Raw genomic sequence first — 21,969 nt, forward strand, 5'->3', positions numbered from 1 at the left:
CCCCCCGACGCCGACGAGCACCAGCGTCTCGCTGCGGAAGCCGTCGACGCCGGGCAGGCGGAGCAGCTGGTCGGCCGCGCCGGTGGCGCCGAGGGCCGAGAGGGAGTCGGCCACGCTCTGCGCGGCCGCGTCGGCGAGCGGGTTCGGCAGCAGGATCGGCCCCTGCGGACCCTGGGCGACGCCGAGCACCAGCGCCTCGGCGTCGGTCTTCTCGACCGAGGAGGTGACTGCTGACAGTGTGGGGTGGAAGTCGTCGATCACGTGAATCCCGTCTGGTCCCCTGCGGGGGCCGTTGAGTCGTGTGTCATCTGCGTCCGCCGGGGCCGTCCCTGTGGTGCCGGCTGCGCCCGGCGGCCTCGTCGTCGATCCTATCGGAGACCGTCGCGGACGCATCCCGTCGCCGGCCTCCTCGCCGGTCCCTTCACCGACCTCCGGCGGAGCGGACCCCCGGGCGCGCGGGCGGGAATTGCGGCGCCGGCGCGACTGTTGTACCGACCCGTCATCCGTCCGTGGAGAAGGAGAACGCGAAGTGACCGATCCGCTGGATCTGCTGCACGTGCACGCTTCCGAGCGCTCCGCCGGATCGGACGCCGGGACCGCCGCGGCCGAGGCCGGACACGCGGTGGACGTCCTCGAGGGGGACCTGGTCCCCGGGGACACCGTCGCCGACCGGGAGTCGCTGTCGATGCTCGTCACGTGGAGCGGACACACCGACGCCGGCAGCCTGTCCGATCAGCTCTCGGGCACGCTGCTGAGCACCCTGCCGCACCGTCGCCTGGCGAGCTTCGCCGTCGACGAGCTCTACGACTATCGCTCGCGGCGGCCCCAGGTGACGTTCTCGCAGGGGCGGTTCTCCGACTACGAGCCCCCGGAGCTGAGCCTCTACGAGGTCCGCGACGCGCTGGGCCGACCCTTCCTGATGCTCACCGGCGACGAGCCCGACTTCCGCTGGGAGCAGGTCTCGGAGACCGTCCTGGAGCTGGTGGACCGGCTCGACGTGCGCCTGGTGGTGCACGTCGACGCCCTGGGACTGCCGGTGCCGCACACCCGGGCGCTGGGCGTGACCGCCCACGGCACGCGGAACGACCTGATCAGCGGCATCTCCACGTGGAGTCCCGACGCCCAGATCGAGGCGGGGCTGAGCCAGGTGCTGGAGATGCGGCTGGCCGAGCGCGGTCGCGACGTCGTCGGCTACAGCCTGCACGTGCCCCACTACCTGGCCGGCGGCCGGTACCCGCAGGTGGCCGTCGCGGGCCTGGAGTACGCCGGAGCGGCCATGGAGCTGATGCTGCCGACCGACGACCTCCGCGAGTCGGCGCGCACGGTCGAGCAGGACATCAGTCGCCAGGTCGATCAGAACAGCGAGGTGCAGGGGATGGTCGAACGGCTGGAGCGCAACTTCGACGCCCACGCCACCGCCGCACCGCGGTCGCTGCTGGTCAAGAGCGACGAGGAGGTGCCCGACGCCGAGGAGCTCGGCGAAGCCGTCGAGGCGTATCTCGCGACTCGGCCGGCCGATCCGGCGATCGACGAGGCGCGGCGCCGCGAGGCCGACGGCGGGCCCGGCTCCGCCGACGGTGCTGAGGACGGCGCCGAGGACAGCACCGATGGCGGCGACCGTGACGAGGACGCGGGCGGCGCGGCGCGCGCCGGAGGAGCCGCCGGCGCCGGTGCGCTGCCGGTGCTCTTCGGCGACGAGGTCTTCGGATACGAGGTCTTCGGCGAGGAGGCCCTCGGCGACGAGCTCTTCGAGGCGATCGAGGACGACGGAGCCGACGACGCCGACGCCGACGGCGAGGACCGGATCGAGGGCGGCGACGGGTCGCCCGAAGGAGACGGGGACCCCTCGGATCGGGGCGACGAGGGCCGCTGAGCACTGATCGGCGAGTCGCCGGGCTCCTGCACAGGCGCCCGGCGACGGCGTCCGACACGCCGTGCTCTCCACATCGAGGAGCTCGCGACTGCCCGTCGGGGCATCCGCGACGCAGAGTCGGGGCATGGAGAGAGACACCGAGGCGCACGGCGCCGCAGCAGACAGCACAGCACAGCGCCGGGCGGGCGACGACACGGCCGCTGATCGCAGCCGCCCGCCGGAGGAACGGGTCCGACTCTCGGTCGGGGAGCCGGGCGATGCCCTGGCGCTGGTCCAGCACACCTTGGGCTTCATGCCCGAGGACTCGCTGGTGATCATCGGCCTGATGCGCGGGACCACCGGGGCGCACCTGCGCGTGGATCTCGCCGCCGCGGCCGACGATCCCGGACGTCTGGCGCGCTGGGCGGCGGACTGCCTGGGCGGCGCGGGGACCGACCCCGGAGCCGACGGGTCGGTCGTGCTGCTCTTCGGCGACGAGGCCCCCGCTCCGCCGATGAACGGCGAGGAGGCGCTGCGACCGCATGCCGCGCTCTGCGGAGCGCTGGAGGCGGAGATGTCCCGCCGGGGGATGCCGGTGGTGCAGACCTGGCTCGTCGGCGGCGGCAGCATTCGCGACTACCACTGCCCGGACGCCGGCTGCTGCCCGTATCCGGGCCAGGACGTCGAGACGGCGGCCCACAGCGTGCTGAACACGCATATGGTCTATCGCGGCCGCCGGGCGCTGCGGACTCCGACCGAGATCACCGAGGCCTTCCTGGAGGATCGCCGGCCGCTGCCGGCCGAGCGCGACGCCGTCGCCGCCCACGCCGCGCCCCGACGGCCGGGAGTCGCCGGACCGGACTCGGCGGAGCATGCCCTCGCCGTCTGGGAGTGCGCTCTCGACGACGAGCTCGCCGGCCGGCTCGACGAGCCCGAGGAGCTGCACCGCTGGTACCTCGACCACGGGGAGGACCTGGGGGCCGCGGCGTCCGCGCTCGCCGACCGGCAGGTGCGGGATGCGCTGCTGGTGCAGGCCGCCGTCGGCGTCGCCCCCGCGCTGGCCGGACTGCGCGTCAGCCGTTCGGCGGCTCCCGGCGAGACGCCCGGGGAGGCGCTGGAGCGGCTCGAGGGCCCCTCCGGCCCGCCGCCGCAGCTGGTGACGCTGGTCGGGGAGTTCGAGGCGGCGTTCCTGGGGGCCACCGGGCGTCGGCCGGACTGGGCGCGGATCGACGCGCTCGAGGCGCTGCTGAGCCGGCTGCACCACACCGTCGACGACGGTGTGCGCGTCGAGGTGCTGGCCATGGTCGGCTGGATCGAATGGGCCCGGGGCAGGGGATCGGTCGCCGGAGCGTATCTGGACCGATGCCGAGAGCTGGAGCCTGCCCACGGCCTGGCGGATCTGCTGGAACGGGCGATGGGCCTCGGCGGCATCTGCCCCTGGGCCCGAGTCCGGGAGCACAGCTGGTCCTACGGGCGGGACGGCGACGCGGGGTGACAGCTCCGGAACGGTTCCCGGAGGGCTCCGGGACGAATCCGGGACGGCTCCGGGCGACCGGGGCGGGAACAGCAGCGCCTCGCGCGTCGTTGAACCGGGCACCGGCGGGCGGGAAGCCCGCCTCGAGCGGTCTCTGCGACCCGCGATGAGCAGGGAAGGGTGAGCATGCGAGGAAGATCGTCCCGAAGAATGTCGCTGAACGGGAATGTCGAGCAGGTACCCTGTGTTGTGCTGTGCTGAGACCCTGCAAACCATCGTCGGGGCATGCGTGGCAGCGTGCCGGGACCAGCGGCGGCGGAGACCGTCGCGTCGGCCCGGAGACGGCTGCACATGCCGCGTGTCCACGACGATGGCCTTGACAGGGTCATAGGTGTGTTGACCACCAATCAGCCCATCGCCTTCACACGTCCTAGTCGGAAGGTCATCGTGCCCACTACTGCGTCCCAGACCACTGAAGAGAACGCAGCCGCGGCCGAGGAGGAGAACGCCTCGACTGCCGCCACGAGCTCGAGCACCCGCTCGAAGAGCTCGGCTGCGAAGAAGAGTTCTACGACGTCGCGGTCCGCCGCGTCGACGTCCAGCGCCAAGAAGCCGACCGCCGAGACCGACGGGTCGGCCGCCGCAGACTCGCCCGCCGAGGAGGGGTCCGCCGCCGACCCGGTGGACGAGATCCTCGCCGAGGTCGACAGCGCGGACAAGACCGCCGCGCCGACGGCGGCCCTCGAGGACGCCGTCGCGAAGGCCCTCGAGAGCGACGACGAGGAGGAGGTCGCCAAGAAGGTGGCCGCGGCCGCCGGCGACGAGTCCAATGCCGAGGCCATCGTCGAGAACGTCAAGAAGGCCGCCAAGGGCGAGGAGACCGAGGAGGAGGAGACCAAGGGCCGCGGCTTCGTCATCTCCAATGCGGACGACGACGACGCTCCGGCGGTCCAGGTCGTCTCCGCCGGCGCCACGGCCGACCCGGTCAAGGACTATCTGAAGCAGATCGGCAAGGTCTCGCTGCTCAACGCCGAGCAGGAGGTCGACCTCGCTCTGCGCATCGAGGCCGGGCTCTACGCCGAGCACAAGATGGCGGATGAGCAGATCACCGACCGTCGCCTGCGCCGCGACATGGAGCTGGTGATCGCCGACGGCCGGCGGGCCAAGAACCACCTGCTGGAGGCCAACCTCCGTCTGGTCGTCTCGCTGGCCAAGCGGTACACCGGGCGCGGCATGCTCTTCCTGGACCTCATCCAGGAGGGCAACCTCGGCCTCATCCGCGCGGTGGAGAAGTTCGACTACACCAAGGGCTTCAAGTTCTCGACCTATGCCACCTGGTGGATCCGGCAGGCGATCACGCGTGCCATGGCCGATCAGGCGCGCACGATCCGCATTCCGGTCCACATGGTCGAGGTCATCAACAAGCTGGCCCGCGTGCAGCGGCAGATGCTGCAGGACCTGGGTCGCGAGCCGGACCCGGAGGAGCTGGCCAAGGAGCTGGACATGACGCCCGAGAAGGTCGTCGAAGTCCAGAAGTACGGCCGGGAGCCGATCTCGCTGCACACTCCGCTGGGCGAGGACGGCGACTCCGAGTTCGGCGACCTGATCGAGGACTCCGAGGCCGTCGTGCCCTCCGACGCGGTGAGCTTCACGCTGCTCCAGGAGCAGCTGCACTCCGTGCTGGACACGCTCGCCGAGCGCGAGGCCGGCGTCGTCGCGATGCGCTTCGGGCTCACCGACGGCCAGCCGAAGACTTTAGACGAGATCGGCAAGGTCTACGGCGTCACCCGCGAGCGCATCCGTCAGATCGAGTCCAAGACCATGTCGAAGCTGCGGCACCCCAGCCGCTCGCAGGTGCTGCGCGACTACCTGGACTGATCTCGGCGGCCTGAACGTTCGCGGCCCGGACGGCCCCGATCCCGGACATCCTCGGGATCGGCGTCGCCTCCGGCGCCGCAGTCCGTGGGTGGGCGACGGCTCGTCGCCCACCCGGCTTAGCAGGCCCGATCCCTCGCCGCCGCGACGGGCGGAGTGCCGGAGACGCACAGTCTCCGGCACCCGCTCGTCCGGTGGGGCGATGAGCAGAGCTCTCCGCTCGGAGAGCTCGTCGAACGACGACAGAGACGACACAGAAGAAGGGGCATGGCCCGGAAACGGTTCCGGGCCATGCCCCTTCTGTCATCCGTGCGGCCGTCGAACCGGCCCACGGTCAGGACGTGTCCTGAGCGATCAGCCGGTCTCGGCCAGCCGCCCCGACTCGTCCACCCATTCGGAGGTCTTCGGACGCAGGGTCTCTTCCACCTGGCGCGCGTGGTGGTTGCAGAAGAGCAGCGCACCGGTGCCGGAGGAGAGGACCGCGCGGACGTAGGCCTGCGCACCACAACGGTCGCAGCGATCCAGGGCGGTCAGGGTGTTGGTCGTAGCCTCGAGGGTCCCAGTCGTGCCGGTCATGCTCTTCGCCTCCTCACGTGACGTGGTAACTCCCCATATAACCACGACTGGCGCCGATTCATTCGCTCCGCGCCCGCCGGAACCGGGGTCTTTCGCTGTCCGCGTACCCCGACCGGGGCCGATGCGTCACGATCCGGCCTCGATCCGGGCGTCGACGGCGCTTCGCCGCCGCCGCAGTCGGCAGGACGGATAGTGTGGTGGCCAGTGTGGTCGCGGACGGCCCCGGCGGATCAGCCGCCTGCGCGAGCCCCGCGGCCGACGACGACGAACCCCGCAGGAGGAGATCCGTGGCCCAGCGCTCCGAGTACGACGCCAGGCACCTCTCGGTGCTCGAGGGACTCGAGGCCGTGCGCAAACGGCCCGGCATGTACATCGGCTCCACCGACTCGCGCGGGCTGATGCACTGCCTCTGGGAGATCATCGACAACTCCGTCGACGAGGCGCTGGCCGGCCACGCCTCGACGATCTCGGTGGTGCTGCATCCCGACGACTCGGTGGAGGTCTCCGACGACGGCCGCGGCATCCCGGTCGACGTCGAACCGCGCACCGGCCTCTCCGGCCTGGAGGTCATCTTCACCAAGCTGCACGCCGGCGGAAAGTTCGGCGGCGGCTCCTACAACGCCGTCGGCGGCCTGCACGGGGTCGGCGCCTCAGTGGTCAACGCGCTGTCCGCCCGACTGGACGCGCGGGTGACCCGCGGCGGCAAGGTCCACCAGATGTCCTTCCGCCGGGGCGAGCCGGGCACCTTCGCCGGCAGCCGGCCGTCCCCGGAGGCCGAGTTCAGCCCTGCCGAGCAGGGGTCGCCCGTCGAGGTCGTGGGCAAGGCCCGGCGCGGGGTCACCGGCACCTCCATCCGGTACTGGGCCGACCGGCACATCTTCACCCCCGACGCCCGCTTCGACGACGAGGAGCTGACCAACCGCGCGCGGCAGACGGCCTTCCTGGTGCCGGGGCTGCGCATCACCGTGCGCGACGAGCGCGGCGAGGAGCCGGTCGAGGAGGTCTTCCAGTACGACGGCGGCATCGGCGAGTTCGCCGACTTCCTCGCCGGAGACTCCCCGGTCACCGACATCTGGCGCTTCCAGGGCCACGGAGGCTTCACCGAGCGGGTGCCGGTGATCGGCGACGACGGACAGAGCCACATGCAGGACGTCCAGCGCGACTGCGAGGTCGACATCGCGCTGCGCTGGGGGACCGGCTATGACCCGACGGTGCGCAGCTTCGTCAACATCATCGCCACCCCGAAGGGCGGCACGCATATGTCGGGCTTCGAGCAGGCGGTGCTGAAGACCTTCCGCAAGGTCGTCGCCGACAATGCGCGCAAGCTGAAGGCCGGCAACGACAAGCTGGAGAAGGACGACGTGCTCGCCGGGCTGACCGCCGTGGTCACCGTGCGGATCGCCGAGCCGCAGTTCGAGGGCCAGACCAAGGAGATCCTCGGCACTCCGGCGGCGAAGCAGATCGTCTCCAAGGTGGTGGAGAAGGAGCTGACCCAGCGGCTCACCGCCACCAGGCGGACCGAGAAGCAGCAGGCGAACGCCGTGCTGGAGAAGGTCGTCTCGGAGATGAAGTCGCGCATCTCCGCCCGCATGCACAAGGAGACCCAGCGGAGGAAGAATGCGCTGGAGAACTCCTCGATGCCGGCGAAGCTGGTCGAGTGCCGCTCCAAGGAGGTCGAGTCCTCGGAGCTGTTCATCGTCGAGGGAGACTCTGCGCTGGGCACTGCGAAGCTGGCCCGCTCCTCGGACTATCAGGCGCTGCTGCCCATCCGCGGCAAGATCCTCAACGTGCAGAAGGCCTCAGTCTCGGACATGCTCTCCAACGCCGAATGCGCGGCCCTGCTGCAGGTCATCGGCGCCGGCTCGGGGCGCTCCTTCGACCTCGAGGCGGCGCGCTACGGCAAGGTCGTGCTGATGACCGACGCCGACGTCGACGGCGCCCACATCCGCACGCTGCTGCTGACGCTGTTCTTCCGCTATATGCGCCCGATGGTCGAGGAGGGGAGAGTCTTCGCCGCCGTGCCGCCGCTGCATCGCGTCGAGGTGATCCACCCCGGCCGCAAGGCCAACGAGGTGCACTACACCTATTCGGAGGCGGAGCTGACCACGATGCTCGCCGACCTCGAGGCGAAGGGGCTGCGGTACAAGGAGCCCATCCAGCGCTACAAGGGTCTGGGCGAGATGGACGCCGACCAGCTCTCCGAGACCACGATGGATCCGGCGCGCCGCTCGCTGCGCCGCATCCGGATCGAGGACGCCGAGGCCGCCGAGCGCGTCTTCGACCTGCTGATGGGGTCAGTGGTCGCTCCGCGCAAGGACTTCATCATCGAGGGGTCCAAGGCGCTCGACCTCGAGCGCCTCGACGTCTGAGGAGCACCGGCGCCCCGCCGTGCACCTCCAGGGACCGTCGTGCACGAACCGGGCTCCGTCATCTCGCCCGCCCGTCGGCGGCCCGTCGTAGACTCCGCGGCATGGGGGAACGACGGCACCGTCGGCGGCAGGAGCAGCTGCTCACCTTCGTCGCGGAGCAGGCCACGCATCAGGGCATAGAACTGCAGCCCGCGCAGGAGCTCGCCATGCGGACGCTGGCCGACGTCGCGGCGGCGAGCACTCTGCCGCACCGCCGGCGACCGCACCGCAGGCGCCGCGGCGGAGTCCATCTGCACGGTCCGGCCGGGCGCGGCAAGACGTGGTCGGCCGACCTCGTCGTCGCCTCCGCGGAGCGTCTGGGCGCTCGTGTCCGGCGGATGCACTTCCACCGCTTCCTGGACGACCTGCACCGCGCCGTCCACCGGCACCGGGCCGATCCCCGGGAACACGATCGCGCCGTCGAGGCCGCGCTGGACGAGCTCGTCGGCGAGACTGACCTGCTGCTCTTCGACGAGTTCCACGTCCATGACGCCGGCGATGCGCATTTCCTGACCCGCCTGCTGCGCCGGACGGTCGTCTCCGGCCGGACGACGCTGATCACCACCTCGAACTACCCGCCCGAAGGCCTGCTGCCGAACCCGCTCTGGCACCACCTCATGGAGCCGGGCATCGCGCTGATCCGCGAACGGATGGAGGTGCTGGACCTCGACGACGGCGTCGACCATCGTCTCCGCGAGGGCGAGAGCTCGATCCGCCCCGAAGGTTTCGCCGCCGGCGGCTGGCTGGCTCCCCAAGCCCTCGCCGACGTGGGGCTGGCGGCCCCGACGGCAGGGGAGGCCGGCGTCGTGCGCCTCGGAGGGCACACCTTCGAGGTCCTGGCCCGGCGGGAGGCGGAGCTGTGGCTGAGCTTCGCCCAACTCGCCGAGGCGCCGCTGTCCACGCGGGAGATGCTGCAGTGGGCCGAGCAGTTCCGCTCCTGGGTGATCGTCGACGTGCCGCGACTGGACACTGTCGACGAGGAGGCCCAGCAGCGGTTCATCCATGCCGTGGACATCCTCGCCGACCAGGAGGTGACCACCTGGTTCGTCTCGGAGGTGAGCCGGGAGCGCTTCCTCGCCTCCGCGGGCCCGCGCCCGGACGCCTTCCGCATGGTCAGCCGGCTGGCCCTGCTCGCCTACCGGGGAGGGGCGGCCGATGCTCGCGGCGTCGGAGGACGGCGTCGCGACGCCGAAGTTCTACAACGTGTCGAAACAGACGGCCGTCGAGACCCTGATCACCGCCGGCGAGTCGCCGAAGACCGCTAGACTGGACGGGCACCTGATCGAGCCCTGACCCATTGTGAGCGTCTGACGTGACCCAGAAGACTTCAGCACCCGTGAGCAGTGCGCCCGACGGCGCGGATGCGGCGCGCCCCGACGGCGGCGCGCCCTCGCCGTGGCGGCGCAAGGCCGCGGCGTACTGGGCGCTGACCAAGCCGCGGGTGATCGAGCTGCTGCTGGTCACCACGCTGCCGACGATGATCTTCGCCGAGCGCGGCTTCCCGAGCCTCACCCTGGTGCTGGCCACCATGGTCGGCGGAGCCTTCGCCGCCGGGTCGTCGGGGGCGTTCAACTGCTACATCGATCGGGACATGGACCGGCTGATGAATCGGACGAAGAAGCGTCCGCTGGTCACCGGCGAGCTCACCCCGCGCGAGGCCTTCGTCTTCGCCTCGGTGCTGGGGGCGCTGGCCATCGGCGTCCTCTGGGTCGGCGCGAACCTGCTGGCCGCGGCGCTCGGAGCCGCGGCGATGTTCTTCTACGTGGTCATCTACACGATGATCCTCAAGCGGCGCACCGAGCAGAACATCATCTGGGGCGGCATCGCCGGCTGCTTCCCGGTGCTCATCGCCTGGGCGGCGGTCCGCGAGACGGTCGAGTGGCCGGCCCTGGTGCTCTTCCTGATCATCTTCCTCTGGACCCCGCCGCACTACTGGCCGCTGTCGATGAAGTACCGCACCGACTACCAGACCGCCGACGTGCCGATGCTCGGCGCCGTCGCCACGGCGCGGACCGTCTCGGTGCAGGTGGTGCTCTACGCCTGGGCCACAGTGGTCTGCTCGCTGCTGCTCATCCCGATGGGTTGGGCGGGCATCACCTACACCGCCTTCGCGGCCGTCTCGGGCGGCTGGTTCATCCTCGAGTCGCATCGGCTGCATCGCCAGGCGCAGGACGAGTCGTTGACCGACAAGAAGGCCATGAAGGTCTTCCACCTGTCGATCATGTATCTGACGCTGCTCTTCGTCGGCTTGGCGCTGGATCCCTTCATCGGCTCGCCGCTCATGGGCTGAGTCTGGCCTCCCCGGCGCCTCGACGCGTCGCCCTCGTGGGGTGCGGCCGTGGGCTCGGGGAGGAGGGAGGAGCCATGGCCCTGCGCTGGTACTCCACCGTCGTGGACGCCTCGGACCATCGCGGCCTCGCCCGCTGGTGGGCAGAGTCGCTGGAGTGGGATGTCGCCGTCGAGACCGACGCCGAGGCGATCGTCGCTCCGCCGTGGGCTGCGCAGTTCGTCGAGATCCTGGACTTCCACCGCGTGCCGCCGGGACTGGTCTTCGTCCCGGCCGATCAGTCGAAGACGCACAAGAACCGACTGCACCTCGATCTTGCTCCGCACACCGACGATGACCGCGACGGCGAGATCGCCCGCCTGGTCGAGCGCGGCGCGCGGGTCGTCGACGTCGGCCAGCCCGCGGATGCGTCGTGGACGGTCCTCGCCGACCCCGAGGGCAACGAGTTCTGCGTGCTCTCTTCCCGATCGCGTTGACGACCCTGGACAGTTCAGTGCCCCGCGTCTGGAGAGGCGGGGCACTGAACTGTCCAGGGTCGTCGAGCCGTCAGCGGCCGTCGCCGAAGTCGATGACCACGCGGCCGTCGATCTCGCCGCGGCGCATCTCGTCGAAGACGGTGTTGATCTCCGTCAGCGAGCGGGTGGAGATCGTCGGGCGGATCTGACCGCGGGAGTAGATCTCCAGCGCCTCGACCATGTCCTGCCGGGTGCCGACGATCGAGCCGCGGATCGTCAGGCCCTTGAGCACGATGTCGAAGATCGGGGCCGGGAAGTCCCCGGGCGGCAGCCCGTTGAAGACGATGGTCCCGCCGCGGCGGGTCATGGCGATGGCCTGGCCGAAGGCCGCCGGGTGGACGGCCGTGACCAGCACGCCGTGCGAGCCGCCGACCTGACGCTGGATCTCCTCAGCCGGGTCGTCGGCCGAGGCGTCGACAGTGATCTCGGCGCCGTGCTCGGCGGCCAGGCGCAGCTTGTCCGCGGCGATGTCCACGGCGATCACCCGCATGCCCATCGCCACGGCGTACTGCACCGCCAGATGCCCGAGGCCGCCGATTCCCGAGATCACCACCCACTGACCGGGCCGGACGTCAGTGCGCTTGAGCCCTTTGTAGACGGTCACTCCGGCGCAGAGCACCGGAGCGACTTCGTATGCGTCCACACCGTCCGGGAGGACGGCGGCGAAGCGGGCGTCGACGATCATGTATTCGCCGAAGGACCCGTCGACGGTGTATCCGCCGTTGACCTGCCCCTCGCAGAGCGTCTCCCAGCCGCTGCGGCAGTGCTCGCAGGAGCCGCAGGCGCTCCACAGCCAGGCGTTGCCGACCATCTGGCCGACGGCGAGGTCCGTGACGCCCTCGCCGACCTTCTCCACGACGCCCACGCCTTCGTGGCCGGGCACGAAGGGCGGAGTCGGCCGCACGGGCCAGTCGCCTTCGGCGGCATGGAGGTCGGTGTGGCAGACGCCCGAGGCGACCAGGCGCACCAGCGCCTGGCCGGGCCCCGGCTCGGGAAGGTCGTAGTTCCGCACGGCGAGTTCAGCGCCGAACTCGTCGACGACAGCTGCTGTCATGGTGCTCATCGATGCTCCTCAGTTCGTCGTCCTGCATGGCATGTGTGACGCTACGCACATCGGAGTTGCACCTGTGTTGCAGCGGCGCCGACCGACGGAGAATCGAGACGGTCCACGGAGGCGGTCCGGGAGCGGGCCGGGGCGACGCCTCCGTCCGAGGCCGTCAGCTCTGGGTCGACTCGGCCCGGGCGACCAGCAGGGCCCGCTCCGGAGCATCGGACGGGAGCGTGCGCAGCGCCTCGACGATCGCCGCATCGTCGTGCTCGGCCTCGGGCAGCTGCAGGTAACGCCAGATCTCCGCCGGCGAACCGTCCTGCAGGACGGCTTCGCGGAGCTCGGCGGCGACGGTGCGACGCAGACGCACGATGCCCGGGGCGTCGGAGCCCGGCAGCAGCTCGCCGGCGTAGAGATCCAGGGCCCTCGAACGATCCCCTGCGGCCAGCGCCCGAGAGACCTCGACGGCGTCGAGCATGATCGCCCCGGACAGTCGGTAGGGCCGGGAGAGCAGATCGAGCCCGTGGGCGGTCGAGGAGTCGGCCAGCATGCGCCGCAGCCGCACGAGCTCGGCGCGCAGCGCGACCTCGTGGCCGGGTTCGCCGAAGAGCTCCTCGGCCAGCGTCGCCGCGCTCGGGCCGGCGGCTCCCTGGGGATGGCGGTGCTCGTCGTGCCAGGTCAGCAGTACCAGCAGCTCGGCATGCCGCAGACTCAGCCGCGTGGTGCAGGATCCGATGCCCAGAGCGGCCGCGTCCCGGCCCAGAGCGTCCAGTCGGGGCGCACGGCCGCGAGCGGGCAGTGTGCGCAGCTCGGCCTCGGCGGCGGCGATGGCCGCGCGGATCAGCGGCAGCGAATGGGTGGCCACCGCCTCTCGGCCGCCGGTGATGTCGACGACGCCGAGCATCACGCCGGTGTGCGGGCAGTGGACGGGCAGCGCCGAGCAGGAGAACTGGTGGGCGGCGACGGCGAAATGCTGGGCCTGGTCGACCTGGACGCCGCGGCCGGTGGCCAGAGACGTGCCCGGAGCCGAGGTGCCGATGCTTCGCTCGGACCAGTCGGCCCCCGGCTGGAAAGCGCTGGTCTCGGCGCGGCGCAGGGTCCGTCGCGCGCCGTCGACCCAGAGCAGGTGGCCGTCGACGTCGCCGACTGCGGTGATCAGGCCGGCTTCGGCGGCCGGCTGGACGAGCAGCTGGTCGAGCAGCGGCAGCACCGGCGCCAGCGGGTGGGCCGCGCGGTGGGCGTGGAGCGCGCTGCCCTCCAGGTCCACCGGCGGCAGGGCGCGGCCGGGATCCTCGAGGTAGCCGGCTGATCGGCGCCATGACTCGCGGACCAGCGGCGGGAGCGTGGACCAGGTCTGCGGCTCGTCCGGAGTGGCCTGGTGCTCCATGGACCCTCCTGAGGCGCGACGGCAGGTGTGATCACAGACACATGCTGATGGTCAGGTTCAGCATAGACCAGTCGTGAGCGGCGGCGACACCCCTGGGGCGGAGCGCCCGAGCGAGTCGGGCGCCCGGTGCGCGCCGCGACCGGCAGTCGTGCAACGCCCGTGCAACGTCCGCGTAGCTATGGTGGCGCTGTACGTGACGCGCATCACGTGTCCGGCCGTCGTCGGTCGTGGTGCGGGACGTCGAGGCACGGATCCCACCGCAGAGGAGACCATCATGAGCGTCTACGCACGGCCCGGCACGCCCGGCAGCCTGATCAGCCTGCAGAGCCGCTACGACAACTGGATCGGCGGGGAATGGTCGCCGCCCGCCGAGGGACGCTACTTCGAGAATCCGACTCCGGTGACCGGACAGGTCTACACCGAGGTCGCCCAGTCCACCGCCGCCGACGTCGACCGCGCGCTGGACGCCGCCCATGCCGCCGCGCCGGCCTGGGGCGCCGCCTCCGCCGCCGAGCGGGCGCTGGTGCTCAGCCGCATCGCCGACCGGCTCGAGGAGAACCTGGAGACCCTCGCCGTCGTCGAGACCTGGGACAACGGCAAGCCGGTGCGCGAGTGCCTGGCCGCCGACCTGCCTCTGGCGGTGGACCACTTCCGCTACTTCGCCTCCGCGATCCGGGCGCAGGAGGGCGGCATCAGCGAGATCGACGGCGACACCGTCGCCTACCACTTCCACGAGCCGCTGGGCGTGGTCGGCCAGATCATCCCGTGGAACTTCCCGCTGCTGATGGCCACCTGGAAGCTGGCCCCGGCGCTGGCCGCCGGCAATGCGGTGGTGCTCAAGCCCGCCGAGCAGACGCCGATCTCGATCCTGGTCTTCGCCGAGCTGATCGCCGACCTGGTGCCCGCCGGAGTGCTCAACGTGGTCAACGGTTTCGGCTCCGAGGCCGGCGCGCCGCTGGCCTCCAGCCCGCGCATCCGCAAGATCGCCTTCACCGGGGAGACCACCACCGGCCGGCTGATCATGCAGTACGCCTCGCAGAACCTGATCCCGGTGACTCTGGAGCTGGGCGGCAAGAGCCCGAACATCTTCTTCTCCGACGTCGCCCGGGAGAAGGACTCCTACTACGAGAAGGCCCTCGAGGGCTTCACGATGTTCGCGCTGAACCAGGGCGAGGTCTGCACCTGCCCCTCGCGCGCGCTGATCGACGACTCGATCATCGACGACTTCCTCGACGACGCCGTCGAGCGCACGCGGCAGGTCATCCAGGGCGATCCGCTGGACACGGCGACGATGGTCGGGGCCCAGGCCAGCAACGACCAGCTGCAGAAGATCCTCTCCTACCTGGACATCGGCAAGCAGGAGGGCGCGGAGGTGGTCCTCGGCGGCGAACAGGTCGACCTCGGCGGAGACCTCTCCGGCGGCTACTACGTGCAGCCGACGATCTTCCGCGGCAGCAACTCGATGCGCATCTTCCAGGAGGAGATCTTCGGCCCCGTGGTCTCGGTGACCGGCTTCTCCGGCTACGACGACGCGATGTCCATCGCCAACGACACCCTCTACGGATTGGGCGCCGGCGTCTGGTCCCGCGAGGCGAACACCGCCTATCGTGCCGGCAGGGCCATCCAGGCCGGTCGAGTGTGGACCAACTGCTACCACCAGTACCCGGCGCATGCGGCCTTCGGCGGATACAAGCAGTCCGGCATCGGTCGAGAGAACCACGCGATGATGCTGGACCACTATCAGCAGACGAAGAACCTGCTGGTCAGCTACTCCGAGGGCCCGGCCGGACTGTTCTGATCGGCGGATCCGGGCGGACGGACCTGATCGGCGGGCCGTGCGGCCCGGGGCGGGGGCGTCCCGGACCGCACGGCCTCCGGACGTCGAGGGGTCGCATGTCAGGTCGCATGTCAGGTCGAAGACCGGATCGAGGAGAGAAGGAGTGATCGCCATGTCCGTCGCCCGCGTGGACGTGACCGAGGAGGCCGCCGCGCTGCTGCGCCGGCTGCGCGAGGAGCACGGCGCCGCCCTGATGTTCCATCAGTCCGGCGGCTGCTGCGACGGCTCCGCGCCGATGTGCTACACCCAGGGGACCTTCCTCACCGGCAGCGCCGATGTGCTGCTCGGCGAGCTCGACGCCGGCACGCCGGAGCCCATCCCGGTGTGGATCTCCAAGGCACAGTTCGAGTACTGGTCGCACACCCGCATCACCATCGACGTGACCGAGGGCAGGGGATCGGGCTTCTCCATCGAGGGGCCCACCGGCCACCGATTCATCATCCGCTCGCGGCTGTTCACCGATGAGGAGTCTGCAGACCTTCAGCCGGTGCGCAGCGGCTGATCCACTGCGCGCAATCTGCCGGGGAGCGTGGCTGCGAGGCCGAGACGTTCTGCGGGTCGTCATAGGGGCGAGGCGTTCACCCGCCCCTGCTGGCCTCGTCCTCGCCGCGGCGGCTCGGGGACCCGACGACGGCGCAGCGCGGCCAGCTGGTCCTCGCGACGCAGATCCCAGGCATCGAGGGCCTGGATGCTCACCGCCCGGGGGCCGGTGCGGCGGATCGTGCCCTCGACCAGCATCAGCTGGGCGGTGAACAGGATCTCGCCGGTGTTGCCCTGGGCCTCGTCGAAGAAGGCGACGTCGGCGCAGCCGGTGCCGTCGTCGAGGCTGATGAACACCACCCGCCTGCCGCTGGCCATCGGCGGGGTCTGGGTGGCGACCCGGATGCCGGCCACCCGCACTGTCGAGCCGCTTCGCAGGCTCAGCAGATCCTCGGCCCGGGTGACTCCGAGCTGCTCCAGCGTCTCGTGATGGATCTCCATGACGTGGCCGGTGACGTCGACGCTGGTCAGTCGCAGCTCGTCGGCGATCACCTCCTGACGCTCGGGAGCGGGATGCTCGGCGTCCAGCCCGGCGAGGTCAGTCTCGGCGAAGGGCAGCGGCAGCTGGCCGGCGGCCTGCCGGCCGGCCGAGCGCGCGGCCGCGGCCGGCCGGGGTGAACGGGTCTGCTCGGCGACGGCGGAGACCAGGTCCCCACGGCGCTCGGTCCCGCCGGGCATCAGCGCGTCCAGCGCGCCGACCTGGGCCAGGGCCCGCAGCGTGGGACGTCGCGGGCGGGCCCGCTGACGCAGATCGGCCAGCGAGGCGAAGGGCCGGGCGGCGACGATCCGGGCGATCTCGGCGGAGCTGATGCCTTTCAGACTGGTCAGCGCCATGCGGATGCCGTGCCTCGGCCGAGGCCCGGAGCCTCGACGGGCCGCGGCGCCGTCGTCGGTCCCGGAGGTGTCGTCGCCCTCCAGCTCCTCCAGCCGGTAGTGGTCGGTGGAGCGGTTCACGTCCATGCCCAGCAGCGGCACGCCGAGCCGGCGCGCCTCGGCGACGAGCAGCCGCAGCGGATACATCCCCGGGTCATGCTCGAAGAGTCCGGTCAGGAAGGCCGCCGGGTGGTGGGTCTTCAGCCAGGCCGACTCGACCGTGGGCACGGCGAAGGCCGCCCCGTGGGCCTTGCAGAAGCCGAAGGACCCGAAGGAGGCCAGGACTTCCCAGACCTCGTCGACCACCCCCGCCTCGTAGCCCCGCTGGGCGGCGCAGGTCCGGACGAACTCCTCCACCTGCGGCTGCTCGGCAGAGCCCAGCGCCCGGCGCAGCTCGTCGGCGCGGTCGAGTCCGCAGCCGGTCATCGTGTCCAGGAGGCGCAGCACCTGCTCGTGGTAGATCGTCACCCCGTGGGTCTCGGCGAGGATCGGGGCCAGATCCGGATGCGGGACGCGGACGGACTCGAAGCCGTGCCGCCGTTCCAGGTACGGGGTGACCATGCCCGAGCCCATCGGCCCGGGACGGAACAGCGAGATGTCGACGATCAGATCGGTCAGCGACTCGGGCATCAGCTTGCCCACCAGCTCGCGCTGGCCGGGCGACTCGATCTGGAAGCAGCCCAGCGTGTGCGTCGAACGGATCATCCGATAGGTGTCCGGGTCGTCGCGGTCGATCGTCTCCAGGTCGATGCGCTCGCCGGTGGTCCGCCGGATCTCCTCCAGCGTGTGAGCGATGGTCGACTGCATCCGCACGCCCAGCACGTCCAGCTTGAGGAAGCCCATCGGGTCCATGTCGTGCTTGTCGAACTGGCTCATGGGCAGCCCGTCGACGCCGGAGGGCTGCACCGGAGTCAGCTCCGGCAGCCGCCGGTCGCCCAGGATGATCCCGCAGGGGTGGGTGGAGAGGTGGCGCGGCAGCCGGTCCAGCCGCTCGGTGAGATCGACCAGCAGGTCCAGCTGCCGCCGCCCGGCGGCCCGATCGGTCTCCAGCCGCTCGGCCAGGGCGCGCAGCTCGGGCTTCTCGGTCAGCGCCTCGCGGAACTCCCCGGCGGGGAAGCGCCACATCGTCTCGGCGATCGCATCGATCTCGCCGTCGTCCATGCCCAGGGCCAGCCCGGCGTCGCGGACCGCCCCGCGGATCCGATAGCTGTTCTGCATGCTCATCAGCGTCGTCCGCTCGCCGCCGAAGCGCTCGACGATCCGGTGGTAGACCTCGTGGCGGCGGGCCGACTCGACGTCGATGTCGATGTCCGGCAGCGTCGAGCGCCGACGCGAGAGGAAACGCTCGAAGACCAGGTCATGCTCGATAGGATCCACTGCGCTGATCCGCAGCAGATGGTTGACCAGCGAGGACGCCCCGGAGCCGCGGGCCGAGACCCGCACCCCCATCCGCTCGACCATCGCGACGACCTCGGCGACGGTCAGGAAGTAGCCGGCGAAGCCCAGATCCTCGATGACCGAGAGCTCCTGATCCAGACGCCGGTGCACCGCCTCGGCGGCCGCAGAGCCGCGGCGGGCTCCGCCGTCGGCCAGCTGCGGGAACCGCTCGCCGAGTCCGGCGCGGCAGCGCTGGGCGAGCTCGCGCATCGGATCCGCACTGGCCCCGCCGCGGCCCAGACCGAGGACCGCGTGCTCGGGGATCTTCGGCCGGCCGAAGCTCAGATGCTCCTCGGGGTCGAGCACGCAGCGCGCGGCCAGCGCCCGAGTGTCCTCCAGCAGCCGGGCGGCATCGGTGCGCGCCGTGGCGCTGCTGGTGGTGATCTCGACGGCGATCCGGTGCATCTGCGCCGCCGGCTTCAGCCATCCCTGGCCGGTGGGCTGCAGCGACTCGGTGCTCTGCAGGCTGGAGAGCACGCGGACGGCGTCGAGCACGTCGGCGGTGGTCGCCTCGTCGGGATGGGCGAAGCGGACCATGTTGGTCAGCACGGCGACCACGCCGACATCCTCGGCCAGCCCCAGCATCCGGGCGGCATGGGCGGTGGACAGCGCCTCGCCGGGCGGGGCCAGATGCGAGACGACCTCCACCCGCAGCGCCTGCGGACCCAGCAGCGCCCGCCAGCCGCGCAGCAGCCGGCGTGCCTCGGCGTAGCGGCGCTCCGCGGCGGCGCGGCCGACGTCGGACTCGGGACCGAGCAGCACCACCAGCGCGGGGGAGCCGTCAGCGCTGCTGCCGGCGGCGGGGCGGACGGCGCCGTCGCCGCGCGCCAGCTCTACCAGCCGGCGCAGCCCCAGCCGCGAGGTCGCAGCGGCGGCTGTGCCGGCAGGTGTGCCGGCAGCTGTGTCGAGCTCGGCGCCGTGGGCCGCCGAGACGGCACGACAGAGCGCGGCGTAGCCGATCGCGGATCCACCGGCCAGCAGCACCACGCGTCCGCGGGAGAGGCCCCGCTCGTCGACCACGGCCAGATTGGTCCCCAGGATCGGACCCATCCCGCGGGATCGGCAGGCGGCGACATGCTTGACCGCCCCGTAGAGCCCGTCGCGGTCCACGCAGGCGGCGGCCTCGGCGCCGTCGTCGGCGGCAAGATCCACCAGGTCCTGCGGCCAGCTGGTGCCGTAGTGGGCGCTGAACGCAGTGGCCACGTCCAGATGCACGAAGCTCTCCATCAGCGCAGTTCTCCGCGGCGCAGCACCCCGCCGCGCTCGCCGACGACCGGGAGGGCGCCCCCGCGCCGCCGATCAGGCCGCGGCATCGTGGACTCGCAGCAGACGCCACCGGCCCGAGCCGACGTGCCGGCTCAGATCCAGCGTGCGGGTCTCGGCCCCGGCGGCGGCCTCCAGCCGGACCTGCAGCCGCCAGATCTCATGATCGACGACACCGGCGCCGCGACCGCGCTCGACGCGGGACTCCTCGTCCCACCAGCGTCGGCGTTCGAACCAGCGCACCGGCTCGGCGACGACCACGTGCCGACGGTCCCGCCAGGACAGCCGGCACGGCGCGCCGTCGTCGTCGCACTCGACCTCCAGCGCCTCGGTCAGCGGGCCGGGTGCGGACGCCGGCGGCGTCGCCTCCGGCCGGTCGGCCCTGTCGGCGGCTCGACGGCGGGCGACGGAGAGGTCCCGGGCCGTCTTCGGCGGGACCAGACGGGCGACGCCGGGAAGGGCGGGGGTGGTCGACGTGGTGCTCACAGGCTCTCCTCCCGTGCTCCGGCGCCCGGGCAGGGCGCACAGCGGTGGTGTTCGTCGTCGATGGGAAGAAGACGAGCCGCGACGCGTCGGGGAAGAGGACGCCGTCTCGTGCTCCACCATCGTAGATCGAACATAGTTTCGAATACAACGGCGAGCCTAGAGACCTCCTCTGACACAACCTCGACCGACGGGCCCCAGCGATGGCCCCGCGGCTCGTGCGGGAAAGACGCGGCATTCCCGCACGAGCCGCGGGGCCATCCCTGGGGTGAAGCGGCAGGCGCGTGAGTGGAAGCGTTTCCAGATGAACTCTTGCGATCTGTGTCACATTCCGGATAGATTCAGTCCTCAGGCGTCGCCTCGACGCGGCCGCCGATCGCTCGGCGGTGACGCGGACCCCCGGATTACCGGCCGGAGTGGCCGCACGACTGCAGGAGCAGAACGCTATGACGACATCCACTCGCCCCTCGACACGTCGCACACCACGGCTATGGAAACGCTTCCTGAATCGGGGAGCCCCGGCGCTCGGCGCCCTGGGGCTCGCCGGTGCGCTGCTGGCCCCGGCGGCCCCGGGGATCAGCTCTGCGGAGGCCTCGGTGCCCGGCCTCGGCGACGAGCGCGCCGCCGAGCAGTCGGCGCATCACACTGAGCGCGTGCCCGGCCAGGCGCAGTCGGCGGTGTCGGCGACCGACGACGCCGCCGGCGACACCACCGCCTTCCTGTTCCAGTGGACCTGGGACTCGGTGGCCCGCGCCTGCGAACAGACCCTCGGGCCCGCCGGCTACGGCGCCGTCCAGACCTCCCCGCCGCAGGAGCACATCACCGGCGACCAGTGGTGGGTGCACTACCAGCCGGTCAGCTACCAGCTCGAATCCCGGCTGGGCACCCGCGCCGACTACGCGGCGATGGTACAGAACTGCCACGACGCCGGCGTCGAGGTGATCGCCGACGTCGTCATCAATCACATGGCCGGTCAGGAGTCGGGCACCGGCTGGACCGGCAGCGCATTCACCCACTACGACTACCCGGGCACGTACTCGCGCGCGGACTTCCACGACCACGGCTGCGAAGTCCAGGACTACACCGACCGGTGGGAGGTCCAGGAATGCGACCTGGTCGGGCTGGCCGATCTGGACACCGGCGCCGACTACGTCCAGTCGCGCCTGGCCGACTATCTGGACGACCTCTCCTCGCTGGGCGTGGACGGCTTCCGCATCGACGCGGCCAAGCACATCGCCGCCGCAGATCTGGAGGGCATTCTCTCGCGCACCGACGGCATCGCCGCCGAGGACATCGTCCAGGAGGTCATCCGCGGCGCCGGCGAGCCGATCCAGCCCGAGGAGTACACCGACCTGGGCGACGTCCACGAGTTCAGCTACGCCCGCAAGCTCAAGGAGTCCTTCGGCGGCGGCCGGATCGACTGGCTGCTCTCCGGCGGCGGCATCGGCGAGGACTGGGACGGCTTCATCCCCTCGGAGAAGGCCCGCAGCTTCGTGGAGAACCACGACACCGAGCGCAACGGCGAGACGCTGACCGCCGCCGACGGCGACGTCCATCTGCTCGCCCAGGCCTTCACCCTGGGCTGGGACTACGGCGAGCCCACTGTGTTCTCCGGCTATTCCGTCGACGACTACGACGCCGGCCCGCCCACTGACGCCGACGGTCGCGTCGTCGACGCCGTCTGCGGCGAGGGCCCGTGGACCTGCACCCATGCGCGCACCGAGGTGACCGGTATGGTCGGCTTCCGCAACGCCGTCGGCGACACCCCGGTCACCGACACCTGGACCGGCGGCGAGCAGTCGTTGGCCTTCGGCCGCGGCGAGAAGGGCTTCCTGGCGATCAACCGGGCGCCGTCGGGCCTGGACGCCAGTTGGCAGACCTCGCTGCCCGCCGGCGAGTACTGCGACGTCTACTCCGGCGTCCCGACCGCCTCGGGCTGCTCGGGCGAGACGCTCACCGTCGCCGCCGACGGCACCGTCAGCGGGCACGTGGCTCCGACATCGGCGCTGGCGCTGCACGTCGATGCGCTCGCCGGCACCGGCAGCGGCACCGGCTCCGGCGACGACTCCACGGAGACCTCCCGGGAGCTCGCGCTGTACTACGCCGCCGACTGG

The 21,969-nt window shown here is 71.4% G+C and carries 15 protein-coding genes; 10 read left to right on the forward strand and 5 right to left on the reverse strand.

Going from position 1 to position 21,969, the window contains the following annotated elements; translation table 11 throughout:
• The first annotated feature begins 529 nt into the window (after nt 1-529).
• The 3 genes from ABD652_RS06420 (at nt 530) to ABD652_RS06430 (ending at nt 5,204) form a co-directional block, all read left to right on the forward strand.
• Nucleotides 530-1,873, forward strand: coding sequence for a PAC2 family protein (locus tag ABD652_RS06420; protein WP_344719389.1), 1,344 nt, complete (start codon nt 530-532; stop codon nt 1,871-1,873).
• 124 nt (nt 1,874-1,997) lie between these two features.
• Entirely contained in the window at nt 1,998-3,347 is a 1,350-nt protein-coding gene (locus ABD652_RS06425) for a DUF4192 domain-containing protein (protein WP_344719391.1), read from the forward strand.
• A gap of 426 nt (nt 3,348-3,773) precedes the next feature.
• Nucleotides 3,774-5,204, forward strand: a complete 1,431-nt coding sequence (locus ABD652_RS06430; protein ID WP_344719393.1) for an RNA polymerase sigma factor — start codon at nt 3,774-3,776, stop codon at nt 5,202-5,204.
• Between the two features lie 351 nt (nt 5,205-5,555).
• Here ABD652_RS06430 and ABD652_RS06435 read toward each other — a convergent pair whose 3' ends face one another.
• The gene (locus ABD652_RS06435) at nt 5,556-5,777 is read right to left on the reverse strand and encodes a DUF7455 domain-containing protein (protein WP_344719395.1); all 222 of its coding nucleotides are present in this window, start codon (nt 5,775-5,777) and stop codon (nt 5,556-5,558) included.
• 287 nt (nt 5,778-6,064) lie between these two features.
• Here ABD652_RS06435 and ABD652_RS06440 point away from each other — a divergent pair, with 287 nt between their 5' ends.
• The 4 genes from ABD652_RS06440 to ABD652_RS06455 all read left to right on the forward strand — a co-directional run bounded on the left by ABD652_RS06440 (nt 6,065) and on the right by ABD652_RS06455 (nt 10,948).
• Nucleotides 6,065-8,146 (forward strand): DNA gyrase/topoisomerase IV subunit B, encoded by a 2,082-nt coding sequence (locus ABD652_RS06440; protein WP_344719397.1) that lies wholly within the window; start codon nt 6,065-6,067, stop codon nt 8,144-8,146.
• Nucleotides 8,147-8,247: 101 nt separating this feature from the next.
• Complete coding sequence (gene zapE, locus ABD652_RS06445; RefSeq protein WP_344719399.1) at nt 8,248-9,450, forward strand: cell division protein ZapE; 1,203 nt, start codon at nt 8,248-8,250, stop codon at nt 9,448-9,450.
• A gap of 71 nt (nt 9,451-9,521) precedes the next feature.
• Nucleotides 9,522-10,475, forward strand: a complete 954-nt coding sequence (locus tag ABD652_RS06450) for a heme o synthase (protein ID WP_344719402.1) — start codon at nt 9,522-9,524, stop codon at nt 10,473-10,475.
• A gap of 74 nt (nt 10,476-10,549) precedes the next feature.
• Nucleotides 10,550-10,948, forward strand: coding sequence for a VOC family protein (locus ABD652_RS06455; RefSeq protein WP_344719404.1), 399 nt, complete (start codon nt 10,550-10,552; stop codon nt 10,946-10,948).
• 70 nt (nt 10,949-11,018) lie between these two features.
• Here the strand turns inward: ABD652_RS06455 and adhP are convergent, their stop codons facing one another.
• Both adhP and ABD652_RS06465 read right to left on the reverse strand, forming a co-directional pair.
• Nucleotides 11,019-12,050 (reverse strand): alcohol dehydrogenase AdhP, encoded by a 1,032-nt coding sequence (gene adhP, locus ABD652_RS06460; protein ID WP_344719406.1) that lies wholly within the window; start codon nt 12,048-12,050, stop codon nt 11,019-11,021.
• A 154-nt stretch (nt 12,051-12,204) separates the two neighbouring features.
• Complete coding sequence (locus tag ABD652_RS06465) at nt 12,205-13,422, reverse strand: transcriptional regulator (protein ID WP_344719408.1); 1,218 nt, start codon at nt 13,420-13,422, stop codon at nt 12,205-12,207.
• A gap of 274 nt (nt 13,423-13,696) precedes the next feature.
• Here ABD652_RS06465 and exaC point away from each other — a divergent pair, with 274 nt between their 5' ends.
• Nucleotides 13,697-15,220 (forward strand): acetaldehyde dehydrogenase ExaC, encoded by a 1,524-nt coding sequence (gene exaC / locus ABD652_RS06470; protein ID WP_010523984.1) that lies wholly within the window; start codon nt 13,697-13,699, stop codon nt 15,218-15,220.
• Between the two features lie 151 nt (nt 15,221-15,371).
• Nucleotides 15,372-15,761, forward strand: coding sequence for a DUF779 domain-containing protein (locus ABD652_RS06475; RefSeq protein WP_344719412.1), 390 nt, complete (start codon nt 15,372-15,374; stop codon nt 15,759-15,761).
• A 59-nt stretch (nt 15,762-15,820) separates the two neighbouring features.
• Here ABD652_RS06475 and ABD652_RS06480 read toward each other — a convergent pair whose 3' ends face one another.
• Both ABD652_RS06480 and ABD652_RS06485 read right to left on the reverse strand, forming a co-directional pair.
• Nucleotides 15,821-19,336 carry a DNA polymerase III subunit alpha gene (locus ABD652_RS06480; protein ID WP_344719414.1) on the reverse strand — a complete coding sequence of 1,172 codons (3,516 nt, stop codon included), beginning with the start codon at nt 19,334-19,336 and terminating at the stop codon, nt 15,821-15,823.
• A gap of 72 nt (nt 19,337-19,408) precedes the next feature.
• Nucleotides 19,409-19,858, reverse strand: coding sequence for a DUF6504 family protein (locus ABD652_RS06485; protein WP_344719417.1), 450 nt, complete (start codon nt 19,856-19,858; stop codon nt 19,409-19,411).
• Nucleotides 19,859-20,301: 443 nt separating this feature from the next.
• On the opposite strand from ABD652_RS06485, the gene ABD652_RS06490 reads away from it, so the two are divergent.
• Nucleotides 20,302-21,969, forward strand: a 1,668-nt coding sequence (locus ABD652_RS06490; protein WP_344719419.1) for an alpha-amylase, incomplete at its 3' end; no start/stop codon positions are given.

It is taken from the genome of Nesterenkonia halobia (genome assembly GCF_039536005.1).
GTDB lineage: Bacteria > Actinomycetota > Actinomycetes > Actinomycetales > Micrococcaceae > Nesterenkonia > Nesterenkonia halobia.

Excerpts from the sequence above, each read along its gene's own strand:
- ABD652_RS06425 (WP_344719391.1), top strand. The coding sequence starts at position 1,998 with ATGGAGAGAGACACCGAGGCGCACGGCGCCGCAGCAGACAGCACAGCA.
- ABD652_RS06435 (WP_344719395.1), bottom strand. The coding sequence starts at position 5,777 with ATGACCGGCACGACTGGGACCCTCGAGGCTACGACCAACACCCTGACC.
- zapE (WP_344719399.1), top strand. The coding sequence starts at position 8,248 with ATGGGGGAACGACGGCACCGTCGGCGGCAGGAGCAGCTGCTCACCTTC.
- ABD652_RS06455 (WP_344719404.1), top strand. The coding sequence starts at position 10,550 with ATGGCCCTGCGCTGGTACTCCACCGTCGTGGACGCCTCGGACCATCGC.
- adhP (WP_344719406.1), bottom strand. The coding sequence starts at position 12,050 with ATGAGCACCATGACAGCAGCTGTCGTCGACGAGTTCGGCGCTGAACTC.
- ABD652_RS06465 (WP_344719408.1), bottom strand. The coding sequence starts at position 13,422 with ATGGAGCACCAGGCCACTCCGGACGAGCCGCAGACCTGGTCCACGCTC.
- exaC (WP_010523984.1), top strand. The coding sequence starts at position 13,697 with ATGAGCGTCTACGCACGGCCCGGCACGCCCGGCAGCCTGATCAGCCTG.
- ABD652_RS06475 (WP_344719412.1), top strand. The coding sequence starts at position 15,372 with ATGTCCGTCGCCCGCGTGGACGTGACCGAGGAGGCCGCCGCGCTGCTG.
- ABD652_RS06480 (WP_344719414.1), bottom strand. The coding sequence starts at position 19,336 with ATGGAGAGCTTCGTGCATCTGGACGTGGCCACTGCGTTCAGCGCCCAC.